The 20056-nt window shown below is 67.0% G+C and carries 18 protein-coding genes and 3 tRNA genes; 7 read left to right on the top strand and 14 right to left on the bottom strand.

Annotation, left to right across the window (positions count from 1 at the left end):
- The first annotated feature begins 305 nt into the window (after positions 1-305).
- From IM660_RS16635 to purM, 5 genes are all read left to right on the top strand, one after another.
- Positions 306-674 carry a sterol carrier family protein gene (locus IM660_RS16635; protein ID WP_246465005.1) on the top strand — a complete coding sequence of 123 codons (369 nt, stop codon included), beginning with the start codon at positions 306-308 and terminating at the stop codon, positions 672-674.
- Between the two features lie 124 nt (positions 675-798).
- On the top strand, positions 799-1293 hold the full coding sequence (locus IM660_RS16630; RefSeq protein ID WP_193496903.1) for a hypothetical protein: 495 nt from the start codon (positions 799-801) through the stop codon (positions 1291-1293).
- Positions 1290-2792 carry an RNB domain-containing ribonuclease gene (locus tag IM660_RS16625; protein WP_246465004.1) on the top strand — a complete coding sequence of 501 codons (1503 nt, stop codon included), beginning with the start codon at positions 1290-1292 and terminating at the stop codon, positions 2790-2792. The genes IM660_RS16630 and IM660_RS16625 overlap by 4 nt, the downstream gene beginning before the upstream one ends.
- A 169-nt stretch (positions 2793-2961) precedes the next feature.
- Positions 2962-4503 carry an amidophosphoribosyltransferase gene (gene purF / locus IM660_RS16620; protein ID WP_193496902.1) on the top strand — a complete coding sequence of 514 codons (1542 nt, stop codon included), beginning with the start codon at positions 2962-2964 and terminating at the stop codon, positions 4501-4503.
- Positions 4500-5606 (top strand): phosphoribosylformylglycinamidine cyclo-ligase, encoded by a 1107-nt coding sequence (gene purM, locus IM660_RS16615; protein ID WP_193496901.1) that lies wholly within the window; start codon positions 4500-4502, stop codon positions 5604-5606. The genes purF and purM overlap by 4 nt, the downstream gene beginning before the upstream one ends.
- 269 nt (positions 5607-5875) lie before the next feature.
- Here the strand turns inward: purM and IM660_RS16610 are convergent, their stop codons facing one another.
- From IM660_RS16610 to IM660_RS16570, 9 genes are all read right to left on the bottom strand, one after another.
- On the bottom strand, positions 5876-6073 hold the full coding sequence (locus tag IM660_RS16610) for a DUF3073 domain-containing protein (protein ID WP_159621637.1): 198 nt from the start codon (positions 6071-6073) through the stop codon (positions 5876-5878).
- Between the two features lie 175 nt (positions 6074-6248).
- A complete protein-coding gene (locus IM660_RS16605; protein WP_193496900.1) occupies positions 6249-6530 on the bottom strand; it encodes a DUF3618 domain-containing protein in 282 nt (93 codons plus the stop codon).
- Positions 6527-6937, bottom strand: a complete 411-nt coding sequence (locus tag IM660_RS16600; protein WP_193496899.1) for a phage holin family protein — start codon at positions 6935-6937, stop codon at positions 6527-6529. Before IM660_RS16600 ends, IM660_RS16605 begins: the two co-directional genes overlap by 4 nt.
- Before the next feature lie 202 nt (positions 6938-7139).
- On the bottom strand, positions 7140-8414 hold the full coding sequence (locus IM660_RS16595) for an enolase C-terminal domain-like protein (RefSeq protein WP_210769003.1): 1275 nt from the start codon (positions 8412-8414) through the stop codon (positions 7140-7142).
- Positions 8415-8440: 26 nt separating this feature from the next.
- Positions 8441-9337, bottom strand: a complete 897-nt coding sequence (locus IM660_RS16590; RefSeq protein WP_193496897.1) for an NAD-dependent epimerase/dehydratase family protein — start codon at positions 9335-9337, stop codon at positions 8441-8443.
- 31 nt (positions 9338-9368) lie between these two features.
- Positions 9369-10217, bottom strand: coding sequence for a carbohydrate ABC transporter permease (locus IM660_RS16585; RefSeq protein WP_246465347.1), 849 nt, complete (start codon positions 10215-10217; stop codon positions 9369-9371).
- A 2-nt stretch (positions 10218-10219) separates the two neighbouring features.
- Complete coding sequence (locus tag IM660_RS16580) at positions 10220-11092, bottom strand: carbohydrate ABC transporter permease (protein WP_193496895.1); 873 nt, start codon at positions 11090-11092, stop codon at positions 10220-10222.
- Between the two features lie 136 nt (positions 11093-11228).
- Positions 11229-12638 (bottom strand): ABC transporter substrate-binding protein, encoded by a 1410-nt coding sequence (locus IM660_RS16575; protein ID WP_193496894.1) that lies wholly within the window; start codon positions 12636-12638, stop codon positions 11229-11231.
- A gap of 238 nt (positions 12639-12876) precedes the next feature.
- Positions 12877-13920, bottom strand: a complete 1044-nt coding sequence (locus IM660_RS16570) for a LacI family DNA-binding transcriptional regulator (protein WP_246465344.1) — start codon at positions 13918-13920, stop codon at positions 12877-12879.
- 501 nt (positions 13921-14421) lie between these two features.
- Between IM660_RS16570 and IM660_RS16565 the strand changes: the two genes are divergently transcribed.
- Positions 14422-17742, top strand: coding sequence for a glycosyl hydrolase family 28-related protein (locus IM660_RS16565; RefSeq protein WP_193496892.1), 3321 nt, complete (start codon positions 14422-14424; stop codon positions 17740-17742).
- 102 nt (positions 17743-17844) lie between these two features.
- On the opposite strand, the gene IM660_RS16560 is transcribed toward IM660_RS16565, so the two are convergent.
- The 5 genes from IM660_RS16560 to IM660_RS16540 all read right to left on the bottom strand — a co-directional run bounded on the left by IM660_RS16560 (position 17845) and on the right by IM660_RS16540 (position 19479).
- Positions 17845-18060, bottom strand: coding sequence for a hypothetical protein (locus IM660_RS16560; RefSeq protein WP_193496891.1), 216 nt, complete (start codon positions 18058-18060; stop codon positions 17845-17847).
- 98 nt (positions 18061-18158) lie between these two features.
- Positions 18159-18231 (bottom strand) — tRNA-Phe (locus IM660_RS16555).
- Positions 18232-18276: 45 nt separating this feature from the next.
- Positions 18277-18350: transfer RNA gene (locus IM660_RS16550), tRNA-Asp, on the bottom strand.
- Between the two features lie 28 nt (positions 18351-18378).
- Positions 18379-18451: transfer RNA gene (locus tag IM660_RS16545), tRNA-Glu, on the bottom strand.
- 182 nt (positions 18452-18633) lie between these two features.
- Positions 18634-19479: an META domain-containing protein gene (locus IM660_RS16540; protein ID WP_193496890.1), complete on the bottom strand. Its 846-nt coding sequence runs from the start codon at positions 19477-19479 to the stop codon at positions 18634-18636.
- Positions 19480-19664: 185 nt separating this feature from the next.
- On the opposite strand from IM660_RS16540, the gene IM660_RS16535 reads away from it, so the two are divergent.
- Positions 19665-20015 (top strand): metallopeptidase family protein, encoded by a 351-nt coding sequence (locus IM660_RS16535; RefSeq protein ID WP_200837633.1) that lies wholly within the window; start codon positions 19665-19667, stop codon positions 20013-20015.
- The last annotated feature ends 41 nt before the right edge of the window (positions 20016-20056 follow it).

Genomic DNA, 20056 nt, shown 5'->3' with positions numbered 1-20056 from the left:
GCCGGCGTCAGCTCTTCCTGGTGAAGAAAAAACGCCCCGAGCCTTTCAAGGCTGGGGCGTCCGACGTGCGATTCACTGCAACCAGGTTCAACCCTACCGCACAACGGCCGGTTTGTGGGGTGTGGGGTGTGACTCATCGATTTCACGTGTCTCTCGGCCGGCTCCGCGTGGGCACAGCGCCGGGTCGTTGCCCGAGTCGACACGGATGCGTAGGGCCGTGCGTCATGGCGCCGCGGTCCACGCATCTGTGTCAGTTCGGACGCGCGCGGCCTCGGGTGGCTGTGGGCTCGGTAGGCTCTCCTGCCGTGGCCCGACGACGTATCGACCCCAGCGAAGGTGAGTCTGCCGTGGGTGCGTGGCTGGCAGGGGAGGCGGACCGGCGATCGGTGGCCACCGCCGTCCGCTACGCCCTGCAGACTCTCACCGACCGTGCCCCCGGTCATTCGGTCGAGGTGCGCGTACCACCAGCCGGCGTGACGCAGGTGATCGAAGGGCCGCGGCACACCCGCGGCACGCCGCCCAACGTGATCGAGACCGACGCCGAGACCTTCCTCGCGCTCGCCACCGGGCGCCTGATGTGGGACGAGGCTGTCGCCTCGGGAGCGGTGGCGGCCTCTGGTCAGCGCGCCGACCTCGGCTCGCTGCTGCCGCTGTGGGGTCCTCCGGTCGGCTGAGCCTGTCGTCGGCCGCGCAGTGCCGGGCCGCAGCTGTGGCCGCCAGGGACTCCCAGCCCGAGGCGGACTCTCGGCCCGAGGTGTACGCGCAGAACTGCGAACTCCCCGCTACTACAGTGGACCGGTGAGCACCGATGACCCGACCGATCGCGACGGCGTCGCTGGTCCAGGCCGTGAGGCCTCCGATCAGCCAGAGGAGACCGGGGTGAGCGTGCCGGAGGTCGCGGCCGGGGCGGCCGGGGCGGGTGCCGCCGTCGGGCAGGATGATCAGGCCACGGCGGGCGGATCCGCGAACGCAGGCGCCGCCGTCGAGGGTGAGCCCGGTGCTCGTGCATCGTCCGATCCCCTGCAAGCCGCCGGCGGCGAACCCGGCGAGGAGCGCCGCATCGCCGATGCCGTCGACCGCAGCCAGGTGCGCCGCGCACCGCGGTACCGGAACTTCGCTGTGCTCGGCGGTCTGCTGGGGGTACTGATCGCCGCGATCGCGACCCCGTTCGCCGACGAGACCGAGTTCCTCGGCCACGGTGGACTCTTCCTGGTGGTGGCACTGACCCTGGCCCCCGTCGGGATCCTGCTGGCCTGCTTGCTCGCCCTGCTGCTCGACCGGAGGTCGCGATGACCATGTCCCCCCAGCGTCGGCGCGTCCGGCTCTCACCCGCAGCCGAGCACGCCGTGCACCCGTTGCTGGAACGAATCCGCACCGAGCAGGGAGTCCCTGGGCCGTTCTCCGATGAGGCCCTCGCCGAAGCCGAGACTGCTGCTGAGGAACAGGTCACCGGCGGCCTCGACCTGACCGATGTGCCGTTCCTGACGATCGACCCGCCGGGTGCGCGCGATCTCGATCAGGCCATGCATATCGCCCGTGACGGCGCAGGTTACGTGGTGCAGTACGCCATCGCCGACCCTGCCTCGTTCGTGCAAGCCGGAGGCGCTCTCGATACCGAGCTCGCCGAGCGTGGCGTCACCTTCTACGGGCCGGACGGCTCGATCACCCTCCACCCGGAGGTGATCTCCGAGGCTGCTGCCAGCCTGCTCGAGGGCCAGACCCGGCCGGCATGCGTCTGGCAGATCCGGCTCGATGGTGAGGGGGCGGTGCTGGAGGCGGGCGTCCAGCGCGCGCAGGTACGCAGCCGCGCCCAGCTCGACTACGCCGACGCCGCCCGGCGGATCGAGAACGCCGGGGACGAACCGGCCGGTGAACTCGACCAGGTGCTGGTCCTGCTGCGCGAAGTCGGGCAGCTGCGCACCGCGCAGGAGCGAGCCCGAGGTGGGGCGTCGCTGGCGATTCGGGAGCAGGAGGTGGTGGCCGATGACGGCGGCTACCGCCTCGTCCAGCGGGCACAGCTCGACGTGGAGGACTGGAACGCCCAGATCTCTCTGCTCACCGGGATGGTGGCGGCCGATCTGATGCGTCAGGCCCGGGTGGGGGTGTTGCGGACCCTGCCACCGGCCGACCCGCGCGATGTGGACCGGGTGCGCCGGGCTGCGCACGGGCTCGGGATCGACTGGCCGCAGGGCCGGCCCTACGGTGAGGTGCTCTCGGGCCTGGACTCCGCCGATCCGGCGCACGCTGCGTTCCTGCAGGAGGCTACGAGCCTGTTCCGCGGTGCTGGTTATCTCACGTTCGACGGTGAGCTGCCGGCCCACTCTCCTCACGCGGCGATCGCCTCCGAGTATGCGCACGTCACCGCACCCTTGCGGCGGCTGGTCGACCGGTATGGGCTGGAGATCTGCCTGGCCGCGACTGCGGGCACCGAGGTCCCCGGTTGGGTACGAGAGGCGCTCGACGACCTGCCGGGCATCATGGGCCGGGCCGGTCAGCGTTCGGCCGCCTATGAGCGCGCCTGCGTCGACGCCGTCGAGGCTGTGCTGCTGCAGGGCCGGATCGGGCAACGCTTCGAGGGCGTCATCGTGGAGGTGGACACTCACGACGGCGGCCCTTCCGCCGGGCAGGACGTTCTACCCCGGACCGGGGAACAGCGGGGCACCGTGGTCCTGGCTGAACCCGCCGTGCGGGCGGAGATCACCGGCCCAGGACTACCCTTGGGGGAGCGGGTGCAGGTCCGGGTGGCGCACGTGGACGTCGACGAACGCGCGGTGAGATTCGCACTCGCCTAGTGGCGCCCTATCGCCGTCACACTGACTCGATCATCACCGGGGGTGAAGTTGACGTCGGTTATGGGCTCATAACCGACGTCAACCTCACCCCCGGTGATGGTGGCGCCGCTAGGCGATCACGGTGCCGTGGTGATTGGGCAGCCGGTGCCCGGTGTGGGACCATGGTGTTGTGGCACGCGGAGATGGTCGTCTCACCCATGAACTCCTCCCCGGCGAGAAGGGCCCGCAGGATGCCTGCGGTGTCTTCGGCGTCTGGGCCCCCGGCGAGGAGGTGGCGAAGCTCACCTACTTCGGGCTGTACGCGCTGCAGCACCGGGGTCAGGAGTCGGCGGGGATCGCCACCAGCAATGGTGAGCAGATTCTCGTCTACAAGGACATGGGCCTGGTCTCCCAGGTCTTCGACGATATGGCGTTGCGCTCCCTGACCGGGCACATCGCCCTGGGGCACACGCGCTACTCCACCACGGGCGCGAGCACCTGGGAGAACGCGCAGCCCACGCTGGGCCCCACGTCGTCGGGCACCATTGCGCTCGGCCACAACGGCAACCTCACCAACACCGGCGAGCTCATCGACCTGGTGCGCGAGCGCTACGGGAGCACCGTGCGTGACCGTGCCCTCGACGAATGCGCCTCCGACACCACCGTGCTGACGGCGCTGCTATCCGGGGATCCTGACCACACGCTCGAAGAGACCGCCGTCGAAGTGCTCCCGCGGGTGCGTGGGGCTTTCTCACTGGCGTTCATGAGCGAGACCACCCTGTATGCAGCCCGTGACCCCCAGGGCATCCGCCCGCTGGTCCTGGGACGGCTCGAGCGTGGCTGGGTGGTCGCCTCCGAGACCGCAGCGCTGGACATCGTGGGCGCTGCGTTCGTGCGTGAGGTCGAACCTGGTGAGCTGATCACGATCGACGCCGACGGGTTGCGGACCCGCCGGTTCGCCGATGCTCAGCCGAAGGGGTGCGTCTTCGAGTACGTCTACCTCGCCCGCCCTGATACGACGATCAGCGGACGGTCGGTCAACGCCGCGCGGGTGGAGATGGGCCGTACGCTGGCGCGTGAGCACCCGGCCGAGGCGGATCTGGTGATCCCGGTGCCGGAGTCCGGCACACCGGCGGCGATCGGGTACGCAACCGAGTCGGGGATCCCGTTCGCGCAGGGACTGACGAAGAACGCCTACGTGGGCCGCACGTTCATCCAGCCCAGCCAGACCATCCGTCAGCTCGGCATCCGCCTCAAACTGAACCCGTTGCGTGAGGTGATCCGAGGCAAGCGGCTCGTGGTGGTGGACGACTCCATCGTGCGCGGGAACACCCAGCGGGCGCTGATCCGGATGCTCCGTGAGGCTGGTGCTGCTGAGGTGCACGTGCGGATCTCCTCGCCGCCGGTGAAGTGGCCCTGCTTCTACGGCATCGATTTCGCCACCCGCGCCGAACTGATCGCTAACGGTCTCAGCCCGGAGGAGATCGGTCAGGGGCTCGGGGCGGATTCGCTCGGCTACATCTCCACCGAGGGCATGATCGCGGCGACCGAGCGACCGGCAAGTGAGTTGTGCGCGGCCTGCTTCACGGGCGAGTACCCCGTGATGATCGACGGGCGAGAGGCTGCCGAGCAACTCGGCGATCAGGACGAGCTCCCGCTCGGTCAGCCTGAAGATGGACTGCGCTCGCTGAGCGTCTCCGCCGGCGGGTCGGGAGCGCTGGTCCACCCGTGAGCGAGCCCATCACCTACGCCTCGGCCGGAGTGGACACCGAGGCGGGAGACAAAGCAGTCGAACTGATGAAGGATGCGGTCCGCGCCACGCACGGCCCGCAGGTGCTGGGAGGCGTGGGCGGATTCGCCGGCCTCTACGATGCAACAGCCCTGACCCGCTATCGGAAGCCGCTGCTGGCCACCTCCACCGACGGCGTCGGGACGAAGGTCGCGCTCGCCCAGGCGATGGACGTGCACGACACGATCGGGTTCGATCTGGTCGGCATGGTCGTCGACGACATCGTCGTGGTGGGCGCTGAGCCCCTGTTCATGACCGACTACATCGCGTGCGGATCGGTGGTTCCGGAGCGGATCGCCGACATCGTGCGCGGGATCGCCTCGGCCTGCTCGGCCGCAGGTACGGCACTTGTGGGCGGGGAGACCGCGGAGCACCCCGGGCTGCTGGACCCGGACGAGTACGACGTGGCCGGTGCCGCGACGGGTGTGGTCGAGGCCGACGCCGTCCTGGGCCCGGAGCGGGTACAGCCGGGGGATGTTCTCCTCGCCATGGGCTCGAGTGGACTGCACTCGAACGGCTACTCGCTGGTGCGCCGGGTGATCTCGGTAGCCGGCTGGGAGCTCGACCGTGAGGTACCCGAGTTCGGCCGGTCCCTCGGTGCGGAACTGCTGGAACCGACCCGGGTGTACGCCGCCGACTGTCTCGCTCTCGCGCGGGACGAGCGGATCGGGGTACACGCCTTCACCCACGTCACCGGCGGGGGGCTCGCGGCGAACCTTGCCCGGGTGCTGCCCGCTGGTCTGGTGGCGGACGTGGACCGGTCGTCCTGGGTCGTACCGCCAGTCTTCGACGTGGTGCGAGGCCTGGGGTCGGTGCCGTGGTCGGACCTGCAGAACACCCTCAACCTCGGTATCGGGATGGTGGCCGTGCTGCCGCAGGCAGGTGTGGACGCCGCGATACGGATGTGCGCCGAACGCGGCATGCCCGCCTGGGTGCTCGGGCACGTGCGCTCGGCTGAGGACTCTGACGGCTCCGACGTCATCAGTGGCACCAAGGGTGTGCAGGGTGGCGGCGTACGGCTGTTGGGGGAGTACCGCACGTCCTGAATGCTGCGGGAAGCGATGCCCAGCGACCGCTCTCGTCCCAGGACGGTTCCCCTGCGTTGCCACGGCTACACGCGTGCTATATGGCACGCTGAGTGGCTGCGGACGGGCGCTACCAGCCGCTCAGGGCGACGGCGTGCGGTTCTGCGCGCTGCCGCTCGGCGACCCGGGCCGGGGAGCGGCAGGTCGCCCTGACTGCATACGCGCGACGACCTCACCCGACGAGTGAGTTCGTCCGGTGAGGTCGTGCAGCGACGGTGCAGGTCAGCCCATCAAGGGCGGTGCGGGGGAGCCTGCCATTCGTCGTCGACGTCCTCGGCAGGCGGTACGTCGTACCGATCTGCGAGGTCCGTCTGAGTCGACGACGAGGACAGCTCGCGCTCGAGCGCCTGGTAGTCAGTCTCGGGGCTGTAGTACTTCAGCTTCCGAGCGACCTTCGTCTGCTTTGCCTTCTGACGGCCGCGCCCCATGGCGTGACCCCCTCCACCGGTAAGTGCCGGAACCACACCGTCAAGAGACGTAGTGACTCCGGGATATGGTCATGTGTCGTGTAACAACCGTATCGCGCGGATGTGCCCGTCGGCCAACTGGCAGAGCCCATCCGCGCCGTACTGCGAGGAGATTCATCTCACGCAGTGGGATGAATCACTTCTTGCGGCGACTCAACGAGAGGCCAACGATCGCAAGGGCCGCCGCCGCTGCTGCACCGGCGATGCCGATGGCCTTGGGGTCGCCGCTCTTGAGCCCCTCGACGAAGGACGTCACTCCGGCCTGGGCCTTCTCCTTGGCCTCTTGCGCCTGGCGACGCGGGTCGACCCGTTGCGAGAGCTGGTCGACGGTGTGGGTCAGTTCCTCGCGGGTGGCAGCCAGGTCCGCTTCGATCTCCGCTGCGGTGCGCTTGCGCTTCTGCTCGCTCTCGCCGCTCACTTGCCCACTCCCTGCTTGATCGCCTCGACGTCCTTCATCACGCTCTCCTTGGGCTGTGGGGTGGGGCCCTTCGCGATCAGCGTCTTGCCCACCAGTGCGAGGATCGCCGCTATCACCAGCAGAGCGCCCGCCACGATCAGCGCCGCCGCCCACTCAGGCAGCGCGGTGCCCGCGAGAGCGAAGTAGGCGGTGAAGAGCAGCCATCCGAAGCCAAACAGGCCGAACACGGCCGCCCCGGCGAACAGGCCCGCCCCGGCACCCACGGACTTGCCCTTCTCTGCAATCTGGGCCTGTACCAACTGCAACTCGTCGCGGATCAGCCTGGAGAAGGTCTCCGAGAGCTTCCCGACGAGGGAACCGATGGACGGCTCTCCGGCCGCCCCTGAGGTCGTCCTGCTCTCATTCACCGTGTCTCACCTCTCGCTTGCCTGCTGCCTGCACGCGACCGCGCTTATGCGCTCACACCTCTACCCAACCGTGCCGGTCGCGCATCGGCAACACGCAGTCTACGGATGAACCGGGGTGCTGGGGGCCGGGCGCGGTACGAGGGGGGTACATCACGCGGTCCGTGCCTGAGAGTCGACACGATCTGGCCGGGGCGGCTCGACCTCAGGGGCGCGTGACTGATCCGTCCCGTCGCCTGAGGAGCGCCCACCGGTCGTGCTCGAGCGGCTTGGGTGAAGGGTGCCGAGCCGCCGCAGCCTCATCGAAGTCGATACCTAGGCCCGGTTGGTCCGACGGCACAAGCATGCCGTCTGTGGCCACCAACGTCCCGGGGAACACCTCCCGGGTAGCCTCGCTGAACTGGGTGTACTCCTGCACCCCGAAGTTTGGTGCAGTGACATCGATCGCGACGTTGGCCGCGTGGGCGAGCGGCCCGACGTCACCGGGGCCGTGCAGCGCGGTGCGGACGCCGTAGAACTCGCACAGCCCGATGAGCTTGCGAGCGACCGTGATGCCACCCACGCAGCCGATTCTGATGCGAGCGAAGTCGATCAGCCGGCGCTGGGCGAGCGCGACGAACTTGGCCGGGTCGTTGATGAGCTCCCCCACGGCAAGCGGCACCACGGTGGCCTGCCGCAGCTCCGCGAACCACTCCAGGTCCTCGGGGGCCAGCACGTCCTCGAGGAAGAACAGGTCGTAGGGCTCGAGCTCCCGCGCGAAACGGATCGCCTGTACCGGGGTGAGCCGCTCATGGGCGTCGTGCAGCAGCTTGACCTCCGGTCCCACGGCCGCTCGCAGCCTCGCGAACATCTCGGGCACGATCTGGAGATATCCCGTTTCATCCCACGGCAGGTCCCGGGTGCGCTGACGCAGTCGCGCTTGCTCCGATCCGGTCTTGCTGCCGTAGGTGTCGACCCCGGGTGCGGCAACCTGGGCCCGTACGTGCTCGAAGCCCTCGGCCTGGTATGCACGCACCTGTTCGATGACCTCGTCGATCTCGCTACCGTGCGCATGTCCATAGAGCGCCGCGCCCGTGCGCACGCGACCGCCGAAGAGCTCATATAGCGGCAAGCCGGCGTCCTTACCCTTGATGTCCCACAGGGCGATATCCACGGCACCGACGGCGTGGTTGGTCACCGACCCGTTGCGCCAGTAGCCACTGAGCTGCAGCAATTGCTGGATGTCCGTGATGTCCGCAGGGTCCCGCCCGATCAGCAGGGGACCGAGGTAGTCGTCCAGCACCGTGCGCACTGCGTGGGTTCGCTGGGGGTCCGAGACGCATCCGAGCCCGTACAGGCCCGGCTGGTTGGTTTCGATCCGGACGACGCAGTAGGGGATGCCGTTCTCCGGCGCGGTCAGGAACGTGCGCACGGCGGTGATGTGCGTGCCACGTCGACTTGGCCACGGGGCCTTCGCCAGGACCGGTGCTGCCTCGGACATGTTCCGTTCTCCTTCGGTTGACGTACTCATCTCGGCGCCACGGCCGATGCGGCTTCTGCGAGATCTGGCCACATGTCGCGCCAGTCGTGCTCGGGTACGAACCCGAGGACGCGTTCGGCCCTTCGAGTGTCGATGAGCCCCTGGGGTCCGGACACCGCCGTCCTGATCTGCGTGTCCGGGTGGAACCGGGCCAACAGTTCGTTCGTGTCCGTCTCGACTGTGGTGGTCGGTGCAGCGACGTTCAGCGCGTGGTAGCCATGCACCGGCACGGTCAGGGCACGGTGGAAGGCGCGCGCTGCATCCCGCGCGTCGAGCCAACCCCAAAGTTCCTTCGCGCCCACGCCACCGGGCTCGGCCTGGTCGAGCTGGATGCGCTGACGCAGGATCTCCCCCGAGTTGGTGAACGGCATGCGCAGGCACACGAGGTCCATGCCGTGGCGTCGATGCATCATCGCGGCCATGGACTCATCGGTCTGCTTGGTGACCGCGTAGGGGTCGTGCGGGCGCTGTGGGTGCCCTTCGTCCAATGGCAGGTACTCTGGCGAGAACCTGTGTGGTGTCCAGGCCATGCCGTAGATCGACATGCTCGACGATACGGCTACTCGTGTGATTCCTGCCTCAGCGGCCGCGTGCAGGGTAGCGAAGGTGGAGAGCACGTTCGTGGCTACCATGTTCAGTGGATCCTCGTCCTGCGGGTGCGGCACCGCGGCTAGGTGCGCGACGGCGTCGCTTCCGTCCATCACCTGCTCCAGTAGGCGCTCATCGTCGGCGCTTCCTTGATGCCATTGCAGGCGTGGGAGGCCGTGGAGTTCCTCGGGGCACGCTTGGCGGTCCACGGCACGTACCCGCATCCCCTGACGCAGAAGTTCTTGGGTGACGTGCAGGCCGACGTTGCCCGCCGCCCCGGTGACTACGACTCGCATGATTCCGTCTCCGTGTCTGTCGACCTCAGCCTCACTTGAGCGCACCTCCGATCGCCCCGGCCACGATGTGCTTCTGAAGCGCTGCATACAGCAGCACGAGCGGCGCTGCCACCATCAGCGTCGCTGCGGCCAATTGCGCAGATTGGTTGCCGTACGTGCCGAAGAACGCGAACAGGCCACGGCTGATCGGGAACTTCGCAGGGTCAGCCAGCACTACGGTCGCGATGATGATGTCGTTCCAGACGTTGATCGCCTGGAAGATGAAGACGGTGACCAGGACAGGTTTGGCCAGCGGCGCGATGATGGTGAACAAGTACCGGAAGTACCCGCAGCCGTCCATGCCGGCGGCCTCGTCGAGGTCTGTGGGGACAGATCGCAGATAGCCGGTGATGAGGAACGGGCCCAGTCCGAACCCGGCCGTCATGAGCAGCACGTATGCGATCCGGGTGTCATACAGGCCCAGCCAGAGGATGAGCTGGAACTGGGTGACCAGAGCGTTCGGCAGGAACATCGAGATGACGAACAGCCGATACCAGGCGTCGCTCCAACGGATGTATCGGCGCGCGATCGGGAACGCAATCAGCAGGGACAGCACGACCATGACGGTGGCCGAGAGCAGCACGTAGCCGATGCTGTTCAGGACATAGGTACTGAACCCACCCGTCTGCCACGCTTGCACGAAGCTGTCGAGAGAGACCGTACTGGCCAGCCCCGTCGGGTCAGCGAGGAACTCGTCCTGTGACTTGAAGGCGGTGTTGACCAGATAGAGGAGCGGCACCAGCCAGACCAGGGCGGTCAGTAACAGCACCAGATAGGCGCCAGTGCGGCCCAGGCGGGAGCCGGTGCGCCGCCGATTGGCTCGAGCGCGGGGTTGAATCATGGTCACAGTTGCACCTCCCGTCGACGCAGGAAACGCAGCGCGACCATGGACACGATGAGCACCAGGAAGAACTGCAGCATCGACAGTGCGGCCGCATAGCCCTGTCGGGTGCTTCCTCCTCCGGATCCGTCCCCACCGAAGGCCTCGGTGAACACCTCAAGCGCTAGCACCGAGGTTTCGAAGCGACCGCCAGTCAGCACATAGATCAGTTGATACGTCTGCATCGAGCCGATGATGGCGATGAGCGTGTTGACCGTAATGGCCGGGGCGATCATGGGCCAGGTCACGTGTCGAAAGCGGGTCCAGGCACCGGCGCCATCACAACGCGCGGCCTCGTAGAGCTCGCCCGGGATGGTCTGCAACCCGGCGAGCAGGATCATCATCGCGTAGCCCATGCCGGTCCACATCTGCACACCGATGACCAAGGCGAAACTGATGTTCGGATCGCCGAAGAACGCGGTGCTGACGCCGAATAGCTCGACAATCGACGCCGCGGGCCCGCGGTTGGGCTGGAAGAACAGCGAGAACGTCAGTGCGATGACCACGACGCCCAGCACCGTTGGCAGGAACACCAGGGACCGGACGATCGTACGGCCGCGGAGTCTGCCGTTCAGTAGCACCGCGATCCCCAGAGCGATCGCGGACTGGACGACGGACAGCACCAGCACGAACTGCAGCGTCCGCATCAATACCCGGGCGTTGTCGTCCCACTGCCCGAGGAAGAAGCGGCGGTAGTTGTCGAGCCCGACCCACTCCCAGGGGACGTTCGGCGTCCCCGACAGGTTGGTGAGGCTGACCACTGCGATGGCGATCGCCGGTCCTAGGACGAAAACCGTGAAGATGCCGATACCCGGCACGAAGCCGACCCACGGCATCACCTTGCCTGCCCGGCCCGCGCCGAGTGGGGATCTTACGACTGACGGTTTCCGCTGCTTCGTAGGTGCTCGAGGGGGCTGGTCCGGGATGTTCCCCGGAGCCAGCCCCGCCGGAGTGGACGGGTTCGACATCTGCTCAGCTGACCTCGGCCGCTTCTAGCCCTGCGGTCCAGTCGTCGTAGATGCGTTGCGCGAGCTCATCCGGGTCGTCGAACCGGCCCATGGGCGCCAGACCCTCAAAGTAGAAGGGCGTGTACTCCCCGGCCAGCTCGTTGCCGTGGTGGAAGGTCTCCCACTGAGGTGTCATCCGCTCCAGCTCATCACCCAGACCAGCCACGAACGCCGTCGACTCGACGTCTGGCTGCAACGGCAGGAAGCCGCTGGCCTCGATGAAGGCAGAATAGTTGTCGGGTCGGCTGTAGAACTCCAACCACTGGGTGGCCAACTCGGTGTTCTCGGCGTTCGAGGGCACTGAGAAGACGAACTCCGGCTTGTACCCGAAGACGTTCTGAGCCGGGTTCTCGCTGCCTGGCAACGGGAAGTAGCCGAACTCGAAGTCGGGCCCGGCATCCTCGATGACCGGTGCAGACCAGGAACCGTCCGGGAGCATGGCCGCGTTGCCGGCTGCGAACTCGGCGGGCAAGGTCTCGTAGGAGACACCGGCGAAGTTGTCCTGCGCGAGACTGTAGAGCGTACGCAGCTTCTCCAGCACTGAGATCGCTTCGTCCTCCAGGAGTACCTCAGGGTTGGTCCAGAGGGCCTCGTCCAACTCGGCCAGGTCCGGGTAGGTGCTGTGGATCAGCCCGAGGTTGGGCAGCCCCACCGGCCAGCGCTCGCTGCCGCCCAGCAGCAGCGGCGTCACGCCGGCTTCCTGGAACGTCTCACCTGCGGCGACGAACTCGCTCCAGGTCCTGGGGACGTCGATACCGTGCTCGTCGAACAGGTCGATGTTGTAGTAGATCCCGTTGACCACGGTGGAGCCGGTGGGGACAGCCCATGTGCTGTCCTCAATCTGCATGTCCTCGATCGTGTCGGGGAAGAACCGGTCCAGCCATTCCTGGTCCGTCAGGTCTACGTAGTTCCCGGCCTGGACGCCTTCCACGAAGGAGTGCTCCGGCACCCCCTCGATGTAGCCGGGCAGTGGCTGGACGGTGTCGCCCTCGACGATGTCGGCCGCACCCGCCGCCATCCGCGAGTTCAGAGTTGTCGTGTATTGGTCCGTCGGTACCGTGTCCAGGCGCACGGTCACGCCGGGGTTCTCTGCCTCGAAGTCCCTGCTGATCTGCTCCAGCACGGCATCGGTGGGGGCGTTGCTGTGGACCAGGATCACCAGTTCAGCGTCACTGCTGCTCTCGCCGCTATCCCCGCTGCCGCAGGCCGCCAGTGTTGCAGCCGCTATGCCGGTGACCAAGAGCGTGGTCGTCCGGCTTCGTCGTCGTCCGATGAACATCTCTTCCTCGCATTTCTGACCCCGCGGGGGATCTCCTGCCGCCATCGACGGCGTGATCATGCCGTCACCACCAGCGGCGACGGGCTTGTTCACCATGTTCATGATTGTTCACGGCGATCGTTCATAGTGTGGTCGGCGTTTATCGCGGTGTCAACCGAGTTGGTTTGGCCTTGCGGGATCGCGCCTCATACGCGGGCAGCGAGTATGCGAGACCAGCATTCCGCGGGCAGCGTCAGGCCTGCGTGAGACCAAGACGCTCCGGAGCTGTTCATGAACAGAGGTTGCGCTGATCGCAACCGAACTCATCGCACCGTTCAGGCGCGCGGCGACACTGTCAGGCTGGCGGTGTGGCTACGGAAGCCCTGTTGACGAGTTCGACCGGGGTCATGATGGTGACCGGCGCTGCCGTCGGGTTGTCGCGCCGATACTGCAGTCGCCGCACTGCTTCCGCGCCCATCGCCTGCTTGTCCAGGCGTACAGTGGTCAACGGAGGTGCCATGACCGCTCCGAGTTCGTCGTCGCATCCCACCACCGAGACGTCGCGTGGAACCTCCAGGCCGGCCTCGGCCAGGGCGCGCAGTACACCTGAGGCCGTCGGGTCATTCGCGCAGAACACTGCGCTGAAGTGCTGGTCCGCCTGCAGCAGGCGTCGCATGGCCTGGTAGCCACCGTCTGGGGTGAGGTCACACGTCTCGGTGATCTGCGGCCGAAAGGGGACGCCGAACTGCGCGAGAGCGTTCCGGTAGCCGACTGCCCGCAACTCCACGGTAGAGACCGCGTGCCGGATGCCACCCTCCTGCTGTAGCGGGCCTCCGACGAAGGCGATATCCCGGTGCCCGTACTCGAGCAGGACGGTCACCGCGAGCTCGCTGCCGTAGGCGTAGTTGGCGAGGATCGAATCCACCTCCAGTGACGGCAGGTAGTTGTCCACCAGCACGAGTGGTAGCCCGGAAGCGAGCATGGAGCGAACCAGGTCGGGTGGTGCAGAGCCGGTCAGCAAAGCGCTGCCGAAGCGTCGCGGGCCCTCTTCTCGCTGGGGGAGTACTCGTGCGTCCCCGGGCAAAGCCTCGTAGGTCACGCTGGCCCCAGAACGGTGGGCTTCGGCTTGGGCGCCCTGCAAGATGTGCGCCCAGAACGGCGACATGAGTCCGCCGTCCTGGTGAGCCAGGTAGGGGAGGGAAAGAAGGAACCCAATCTCATGCACGCGCTCGCCGCTTCGCTGGCTCCGTACCCGGCCCGCCCGGTCGGTGGCGTATCCAGTCTCCCGGACTGCGGCCAGCACGCGATCGCGCAGGGGGCCTGCGACGTTCTCGTGCCCGTTCAGCACTCGCGAAACAGTGCCAGCCGACACCCCTGCCCGTTGCGCCACATCGCGCATCGTCACGGTCTCCACCATGGGCCCCACTCATCCCGTCCGTTTCATGAACTCTTGAACGCAGGCTACCGCGCGTGCCGTGCGCCGTCGGTCGACGCGACGGGCACGCGGCTCGCCCGGGCCGCGAAACTCCGCGTCCGCTACGAGGTGCGCAGCAGGAGTCGTCGCCGGGCCGCTTGTTCTGAGGCCGCGTCGGCTCCCGTCGTCCTGGGCTCGGACCTTGACACCGCCTACTGCCCAGCATCACACTCCACTGTACAACCGCATCATGAACGTTCAGCAATGTTCATGATCTTCTGATCAGTACACACGGCCCTATGGGTCGGAGGGAGCGCAAGGATGCGTCTGCAGCACATCACCTCGAACGCATTGGAGCACCTGCCCCGATGCGCTCGTTCCTCATGGCGCGATCCCTGGCGTCATGTCGTATCGATAGTGGCCACTGGGCTGCTGGTGCTTGGGGTCATGCACGGTATGAGCCTGCCGGCAAGCGCAGTGCCTGGCGTGAGCGACCCGGGGGTCACGCTGAGCAGCGCTGACTCCCTGGAGGATTGGGAGACCGGATGGGGGAACGCGCTGAGCCTGAATACCGACGAGTATCAGGAGGGCTCGGCCAGTATCGAACTGACTGACGGTGGCAACGAGGTGCAGTTCATGCTCAACCTGGACCCCGTGGACACGGGCCTCAGCCGCGATGAGGCAGTGTTGGAGTTCTGGTACTGGGTCGAGGATGTCTCCGCACTCGGTGACGGTGAGGGACGAGTCGAACTCACCAGCTCCGGTGGCCCCGACTCTGACCAGTATGAGTGGCGCATGATCGACCTGATCCCCAACCTCAATGACGGGTGGAACCTGGTCAGCCTCAACCTGGCCAATGCTGGCGTTGCTGGCGAACCGGACCTCAGCGCGATCAACTTCTTCCGGCTCTTCAACTTTTCCCCGGACCCTGTCAGCGTGCGCATCGACGACCTGCGTCTGCGGCAGCAACCGGAGCCAGAGGCCCGGCTCATGCCGGTGAGCCTCGGTAGTCATGACGTACCCATCGCCGAGTATGACGTGCGTGACTTCGGTGCACATCCCGACGACGGCGTCGACGACACGCACGCGCTCCAGTCCGCCATGAATGCCGCGCATGCGAACGGGGGAGGCACAGTGTTCGCGCCGGCCGGTCAGTTCGACATCCACGGCACCTTGGACGTTCCTGCGGCCGTGACGTTGCGCGGAGACTGGGCCGGCCCAGACGAGGGCGGCATTGGCGAGGGCACCGTGCTCGCAGCCTATGCTGGTCGTGGCCAGGTCGACGGAACCGCCTTCCTCACCACCCGCAGCGGCTCGACCATCCGCGACTTGAGCATCTGGTACCCGGAACAGGATGACCCCACGAACGTCGTCGCCTACCCATGGACCATTCAGAACGCTGACGGGCGCAACGACAACGGATACTACGGGCCGAACCTGACCAACCTCACGTTCGTCAACTCCTACCGAGGCGTCAACGTTGCCGTGGCTGCCCGGCACTTCGTGCGGAACGTCCACGGCACATTCCTGGACGAGGGGATGGCCTTCGATGGGATCTACGACATCGGTCAGGTCCAGCACGTACATATGGGACCGCGCTACTGGGCGGAGTGGCCTGGAGGTCCCGCCTCCGAGGACGTCGCTGCACACCTGCGAGCGAACGCCGTCGGCATCACGGCCTACAAGTACGACTGGTTCTACTTTTCTACGCTCTCCTTCGACAGCTACGCCGCCGCACTGCGTACCGCACGCAGTGAACACGGTCTGGCCAATGGGCAGGTGTGGGACCTGACCATCACCAACGGCGCGGTCGGCCTCGACTTGGTCGAGGCTAGTCCGATCGGTGTCGTGGTGACAGACGCCACCATCCACACGCCCGGCGGTATTGGGGTGCACGCCAGCAGCGGCCTGAGCGATCCACAGACGATCTCCCTGGCGCAGACTACGTTCGAGGCTCCTCAGGGCCAGCCGGTCCTGCTTGAGGGTGACGGGTCCGTGGTTGTCACCGAGTCGGAGTTTGTTTCGTGGGATGAGCACGCGGTGACCGCCATGGCCGGTACTGTCCAGCTCACCGGGAACGCATTCACTGCCGCCAGTCCCGCCGTCCTGCTCTCCAACGAGGTGAGCTCTGCGGCGATCCTCGGCAACGAGTTCGCAACTGACGTGGATGCCGTGACAGACGAGACAGGTGACACCGCGGATGTGCAGATCGACACCGGCACCTGGGCACCGGCGGATCTGCCAAGCATCCCCGACCTGACCGATGCCGCGCCTCCGGCGGATCGCTATCCGGATCCGGGCAGCGACACCGTGGTGCTGGTGACCGACCACGGCGCCCGCGGCAACGGAGCGCACGACGACACCGCGGCCTTCCAGGCAGCTCTACAGGACGCTGGCTCGGCCGGGGGTGGCACCGTCTACGCACCGGCGGGTCGCTACCGCATCACCCAACCGCTCCAGGTGCCTGACGGCGTCGAGCTGCGAGGAAGTTGGGAGGGTCCGCATCATTACGGCAACGCACCACGTGGGACCGTTCTGGTGGCCTACGCCGGCGAAGGGCAATCCAGTCCCGCCCTCCTCGACCTCGCCGACGGCGCGGGCGTACGCGGGTTGAGCGTCTTCTACCCGTTCCAGGATCATGCCGACCCGATCGACTATCCGGTCACTATCAGTGCGCGGGGTGATGGTTCGTGGGTCGTGGACGTGACTCTGCCGAACTCGCGGCAGGGCATCGAGGTCACCGGGCACGATGTCGTGGTGGACTATGCCTCCGGGATGGGACTCGATACTTTCATCACTCACTCCGGCACCGGCGGCTACGTCGCGAACGTACTGAACTCCGTCGGAGACTGGCAGGACGGGGAGCGAGAGTACAACTCGCCGCCGTCGGACTGGTGGATGCAAACACCACCAAGCCAGGCCACCGGGCTACGGATGGACGGGGCGACTGCAGTGACCTTGGTCAACAACTTCAGTTTCGGCATGGCCGATGGGCTCGTGCTCGCCGGTACCAGTTCCGACCTACTTGTGCTCGGCCATGGCGTTGACAACTCCGAACGGGCCATCGTCGCCACCGGTAGCGGGTCCGGCCTGGTGCTGGTCAACTCCGAGCTGGTGGCGATCGATCTCTCGGACGACCCGGGGGACAAGCGCTACCTCGACGTGTCGGAGGACTTCACTGGCAGCCTGCAACTCCACCAAACCCTCGCCTGGGCGGCCAGGGGCGGCAGCAATCTGCACGGCAGCGGCGAGGTCACTGTCAGCCAGTGGATCTCTTCCGAGGGCGCATTCGACGTGACCGGCGGATCCCTGCATCTGAGTGCTTCCTACCTGCACGACGACGCACCTCAGGTCCGGCTCGGCCCTGACGTCGCGCAAGCCTTGGTCATCGCGAACGTCGGCAATGCGCAGGCGTTTGAGGTCTCCGGAGACGATGGGGACCCCCACTGTGTCGCGTGGAACGTGCGTAAGGACCACGGGGAACCGGGCACTGGCAGCCTGCCCCAGGACGGATGCAGCCCGGGTGCGCCGATCGACCCTGAGCCGATCGACCCTGAGCCGATCGACCCTGAGCCGATCGACCCTGAGCCGATCGACCCTGAGCCGGCGGACCGCGACGGTGACGCATCCGGGGCCGACCGGCCGGGCGCTGGCCCTACCCAAGCGGGCCTACCAGCGACGCGCGAGGGCGACTCCTCTCCGGGTGCGCTAGCCGACTCCGGCGCTTCGATAGCCCTGGCTATGCTCGTGGCGACGCTGCTCGTGAGCGGGGGCCTGATCGTTCGGCGCCGGGTTGGTGAGCGCTGAGTCCGCCCGCGCAGGAGTGATCACCGCCTTGGCCGGCGTCGAGCAGGAGGTTGACGTCGGCCAAGGTATGTCATGCGGACACCGGAGGGTTCGACTGAGTACCTAGCTCTGCCAAGCACCAACTGGTCGGGCTGTTGTCACGTAGGTACGCGAGGCCTGCATGAACTCCGTGCCGATGTCACTGGCCGTGCCGGGCTCGGCGGCCCATGACTCCAGGGTGGCGAATGTGGCGGCCAGCCCTGGAGCGGTGTCCGGGCCCAGCAGCGGTGACCGTACGTTGACCAGCGGTGTCCGTTCGAATCCCACGCCGGTGCTCAACGTCGAGGCTGGAGGAAGTGGCTCGTTAATGAGCGTTTGCGTTCCCGTGGCCAGACACAGCAAGAGCGCCACCCGTGAGAGGTGACGCTCCTTTGCTGTGGCTCCGACCGGCGTCGATCCGGTGACCTTTCGATTTTCAGTCGAACGCTCTACCAACTGAGCTACAGAGCCTTGACACAATCGCCCGGTCATGGTGGTGACCGGGCGATTGAACCGCGACCCCGACCGGACTTGAACCGGCGGCCTCCGCCGTGACAGGGCGGCGCTCTAACCAACTGAGCTACGGGGCCTCGCGTGTCTTGCTATGAAATTGTTCCGTACCCCCAACGGGATTCGAACCCGTGCTACCGCCGTGAAAGGGCGGGGTCCTAGGCCGCTAGACGATGGGGGCCCGGTTGCCCGTGACGCCGTCCGACGCCCCAGAACCTCGGAAATCATACGACACCCGAGTGCGCCGGGGCAAAACGGGTCAGAGTGACGTGGAGCACGCTGGTGAGGGACGCCGTCGTGGGCCCTCGTGAGGCCTGCCGTAGCCTCGCGACGGCGGAGCCCGGCACGGGTACGGACCTGACCTCAGGCACGGGTCGCTTCGTCGAGAACCTGGCCCTCGTCGCCGTAGAACCTCAGGCGCTCACCCTCCACGACCAGCCAGGCCGCCTGCGCCATCGGGGCGCCGAAGTCGTGCCCCTCGCAGCCGATGAGCGTCTGCGCACCGGAAACGGTCAGGAGGCTGCCGTCGGTCGCCAACGCCCAGCGGCCGCCGACATGGTTGCAGCCGTCGGATCCGGACCATGCGCCGTCCTCGGACACCTCCAGATACGGCTCGGTCGAGTACTCCTCCATCGGGACCCACCGCCCGAGCACGTCCTCGACCGTGGCAGGTTCCACGCCGCCGGGCAGGGGCTCCACAGGAGTGTCGATCTCGGCGCGCTGCTCCTCGGTCAACTCGGGCTGCTGCCGGAACTCATCGGCGATGTCCGGATTCGGTGGCGGGGCTCCGTCGATCGTCAGCCGGGCCGTCTCTTGGCCAGCAGCGTCCGTCAGGATGACGTTCTGGCCGGACGTCGTGAATCGGGTCGCATTCTCGAGCCAGGGAGTCTCCGGGCCGTCGCACGTCCCGGACCAGGAGTCGACCTGCGTGAGCAGCGTGCCGGCACGAGCACGCCACATCCCGGACTGCGTGCAGTCCTGACTCCACACCGTCAGGCTCATCGGCGAGAACGAGGAACCGATCTGCACCCAGGTGTCAGTCTCCAGGCCGTCAGCCTCGACCTGCCAGAGCCCGACGAGTTCAGAGGCGGCTGGTTCGCCGTGGGGCGCGGTGGCGGATGGTTGGTCGCCGGAGACGATGCCGCCGCAACCGGACACCGCCATCGCGGTGCACAGTAGCGTCGTGATGGTGGTGAGACGTCTGCTCATACCTCTCCTGTGTCGGACGTGGCTGCCGTGTTGCGTCCGACCAGTGGAGGCCGCTGGGTGGGGGTGAGCTTTCCAGGCGAGGCGATGGTGGCGAGGGGCCCCACCCGACGTTACTCGGGGGACGCTACCGACACTCAGGGCACGTCACCGACGCCCCTGATGAGAGACTGGCCGATGTGATCGAGATGTCCCGGGAAGACTTCGAGGAGGCAGTCGGCGAGGGCCTGGACCTCGTGCCGCCGGAGCTCGCCCAGCACATCGACAACGTGGTGGTGCTGGTCGAGGACGAGCCCCCGCCTGAGGCCGAGGATCCGGGCCTGCTCGGGTTGTACGAGGGCACCCCGCTGACTGAACGGGGGGAGTGGTGGGCTGCAGGATCGCTGCCCGACCGCATCACCATCTACCGCAACCCCACGCTGCGGTTCTGCGAATCGGTCGACGAGGTCGCCGAAGAGGTGGCCGTCACCGTGATTCACGAGATCGCCCACCACTTCGGCATCGACGACCAGCGTCTGCACGAACTCGGCTGGGGCTAAGCACCACGTATGACACACCACCGGCAGTCTGACCCACCTTC

The organism is Ruania alkalisoli (assembly GCF_014960965.1).
GTDB classification, from domain to species: Bacteria; Actinomycetota; Actinomycetes; order Actinomycetales; family Beutenbergiaceae; genus Ruania; species Ruania alkalisoli.
Note: the sequence above shows the minus strand (reverse complement) of the source record. Positions and strands in the feature narration are given on the sequence as shown.

Excerpts from the sequence above, each read along its gene's own strand:
- IM660_RS16625 (WP_246465004.1), top strand. The coding sequence starts at position 1,290 with ATGACCATGTCCCCCCAGCGTCGGCGCGTCCGGCTCTCACCCGCAGCC.
- IM660_RS16610 (WP_159621637.1), bottom strand. The coding sequence starts at position 6,073 with ATGGGGCGCGGCCGTCAGAAGGCAAAGCAGACGAAGGTCGCTCGGAAG.
- IM660_RS16595 (WP_210769003.1), bottom strand. The coding sequence starts at position 8,414 with ATGTCCGAGGCAGCACCGGTCCTGGCGAAGGCCCCGTGGCCAAGTCGA.
- IM660_RS16590 (WP_193496897.1), bottom strand. The coding sequence starts at position 9,337 with ATGCGAGTCGTAGTCACCGGGGCGGCGGGCAACGTCGGCCTGCACGTC.
- IM660_RS16585 (WP_246465347.1), bottom strand. The coding sequence starts at position 10,217 with ATGATTCAACCCCGCGCTCGAGCCAATCGGCGGCGCACCGGCTCCCGC.
- IM660_RS16580 (WP_193496895.1), bottom strand. The coding sequence starts at position 11,092 with ATGCCGTGGGTCGGCTTCGTGCCGGGTATCGGCATCTTCACGGTTTTC.
- IM660_RS16575 (WP_193496894.1), bottom strand. The coding sequence starts at position 12,638 with ATGGTGAACAAGCCCGTCGCCGCTGGTGGTGACGGCATGATCACGCCG.
- IM660_RS16570 (WP_246465344.1), bottom strand. The coding sequence starts at position 13,920 with ATGCGCGATGTGGCGCAACGGGCAGGGGTGTCGGCTGGCACTGTTTCG.
- IM660_RS16540 (WP_193496890.1), bottom strand. The coding sequence starts at position 19,479 with ATGAGCAGACGTCTCACCACCATCACGACGCTACTGTGCACCGCGATG.
- IM660_RS16535 (WP_200837633.1), top strand. The coding sequence starts at position 19,665 with ATGTCCCGGGAAGACTTCGAGGAGGCAGTCGGCGAGGGCCTGGACCTC.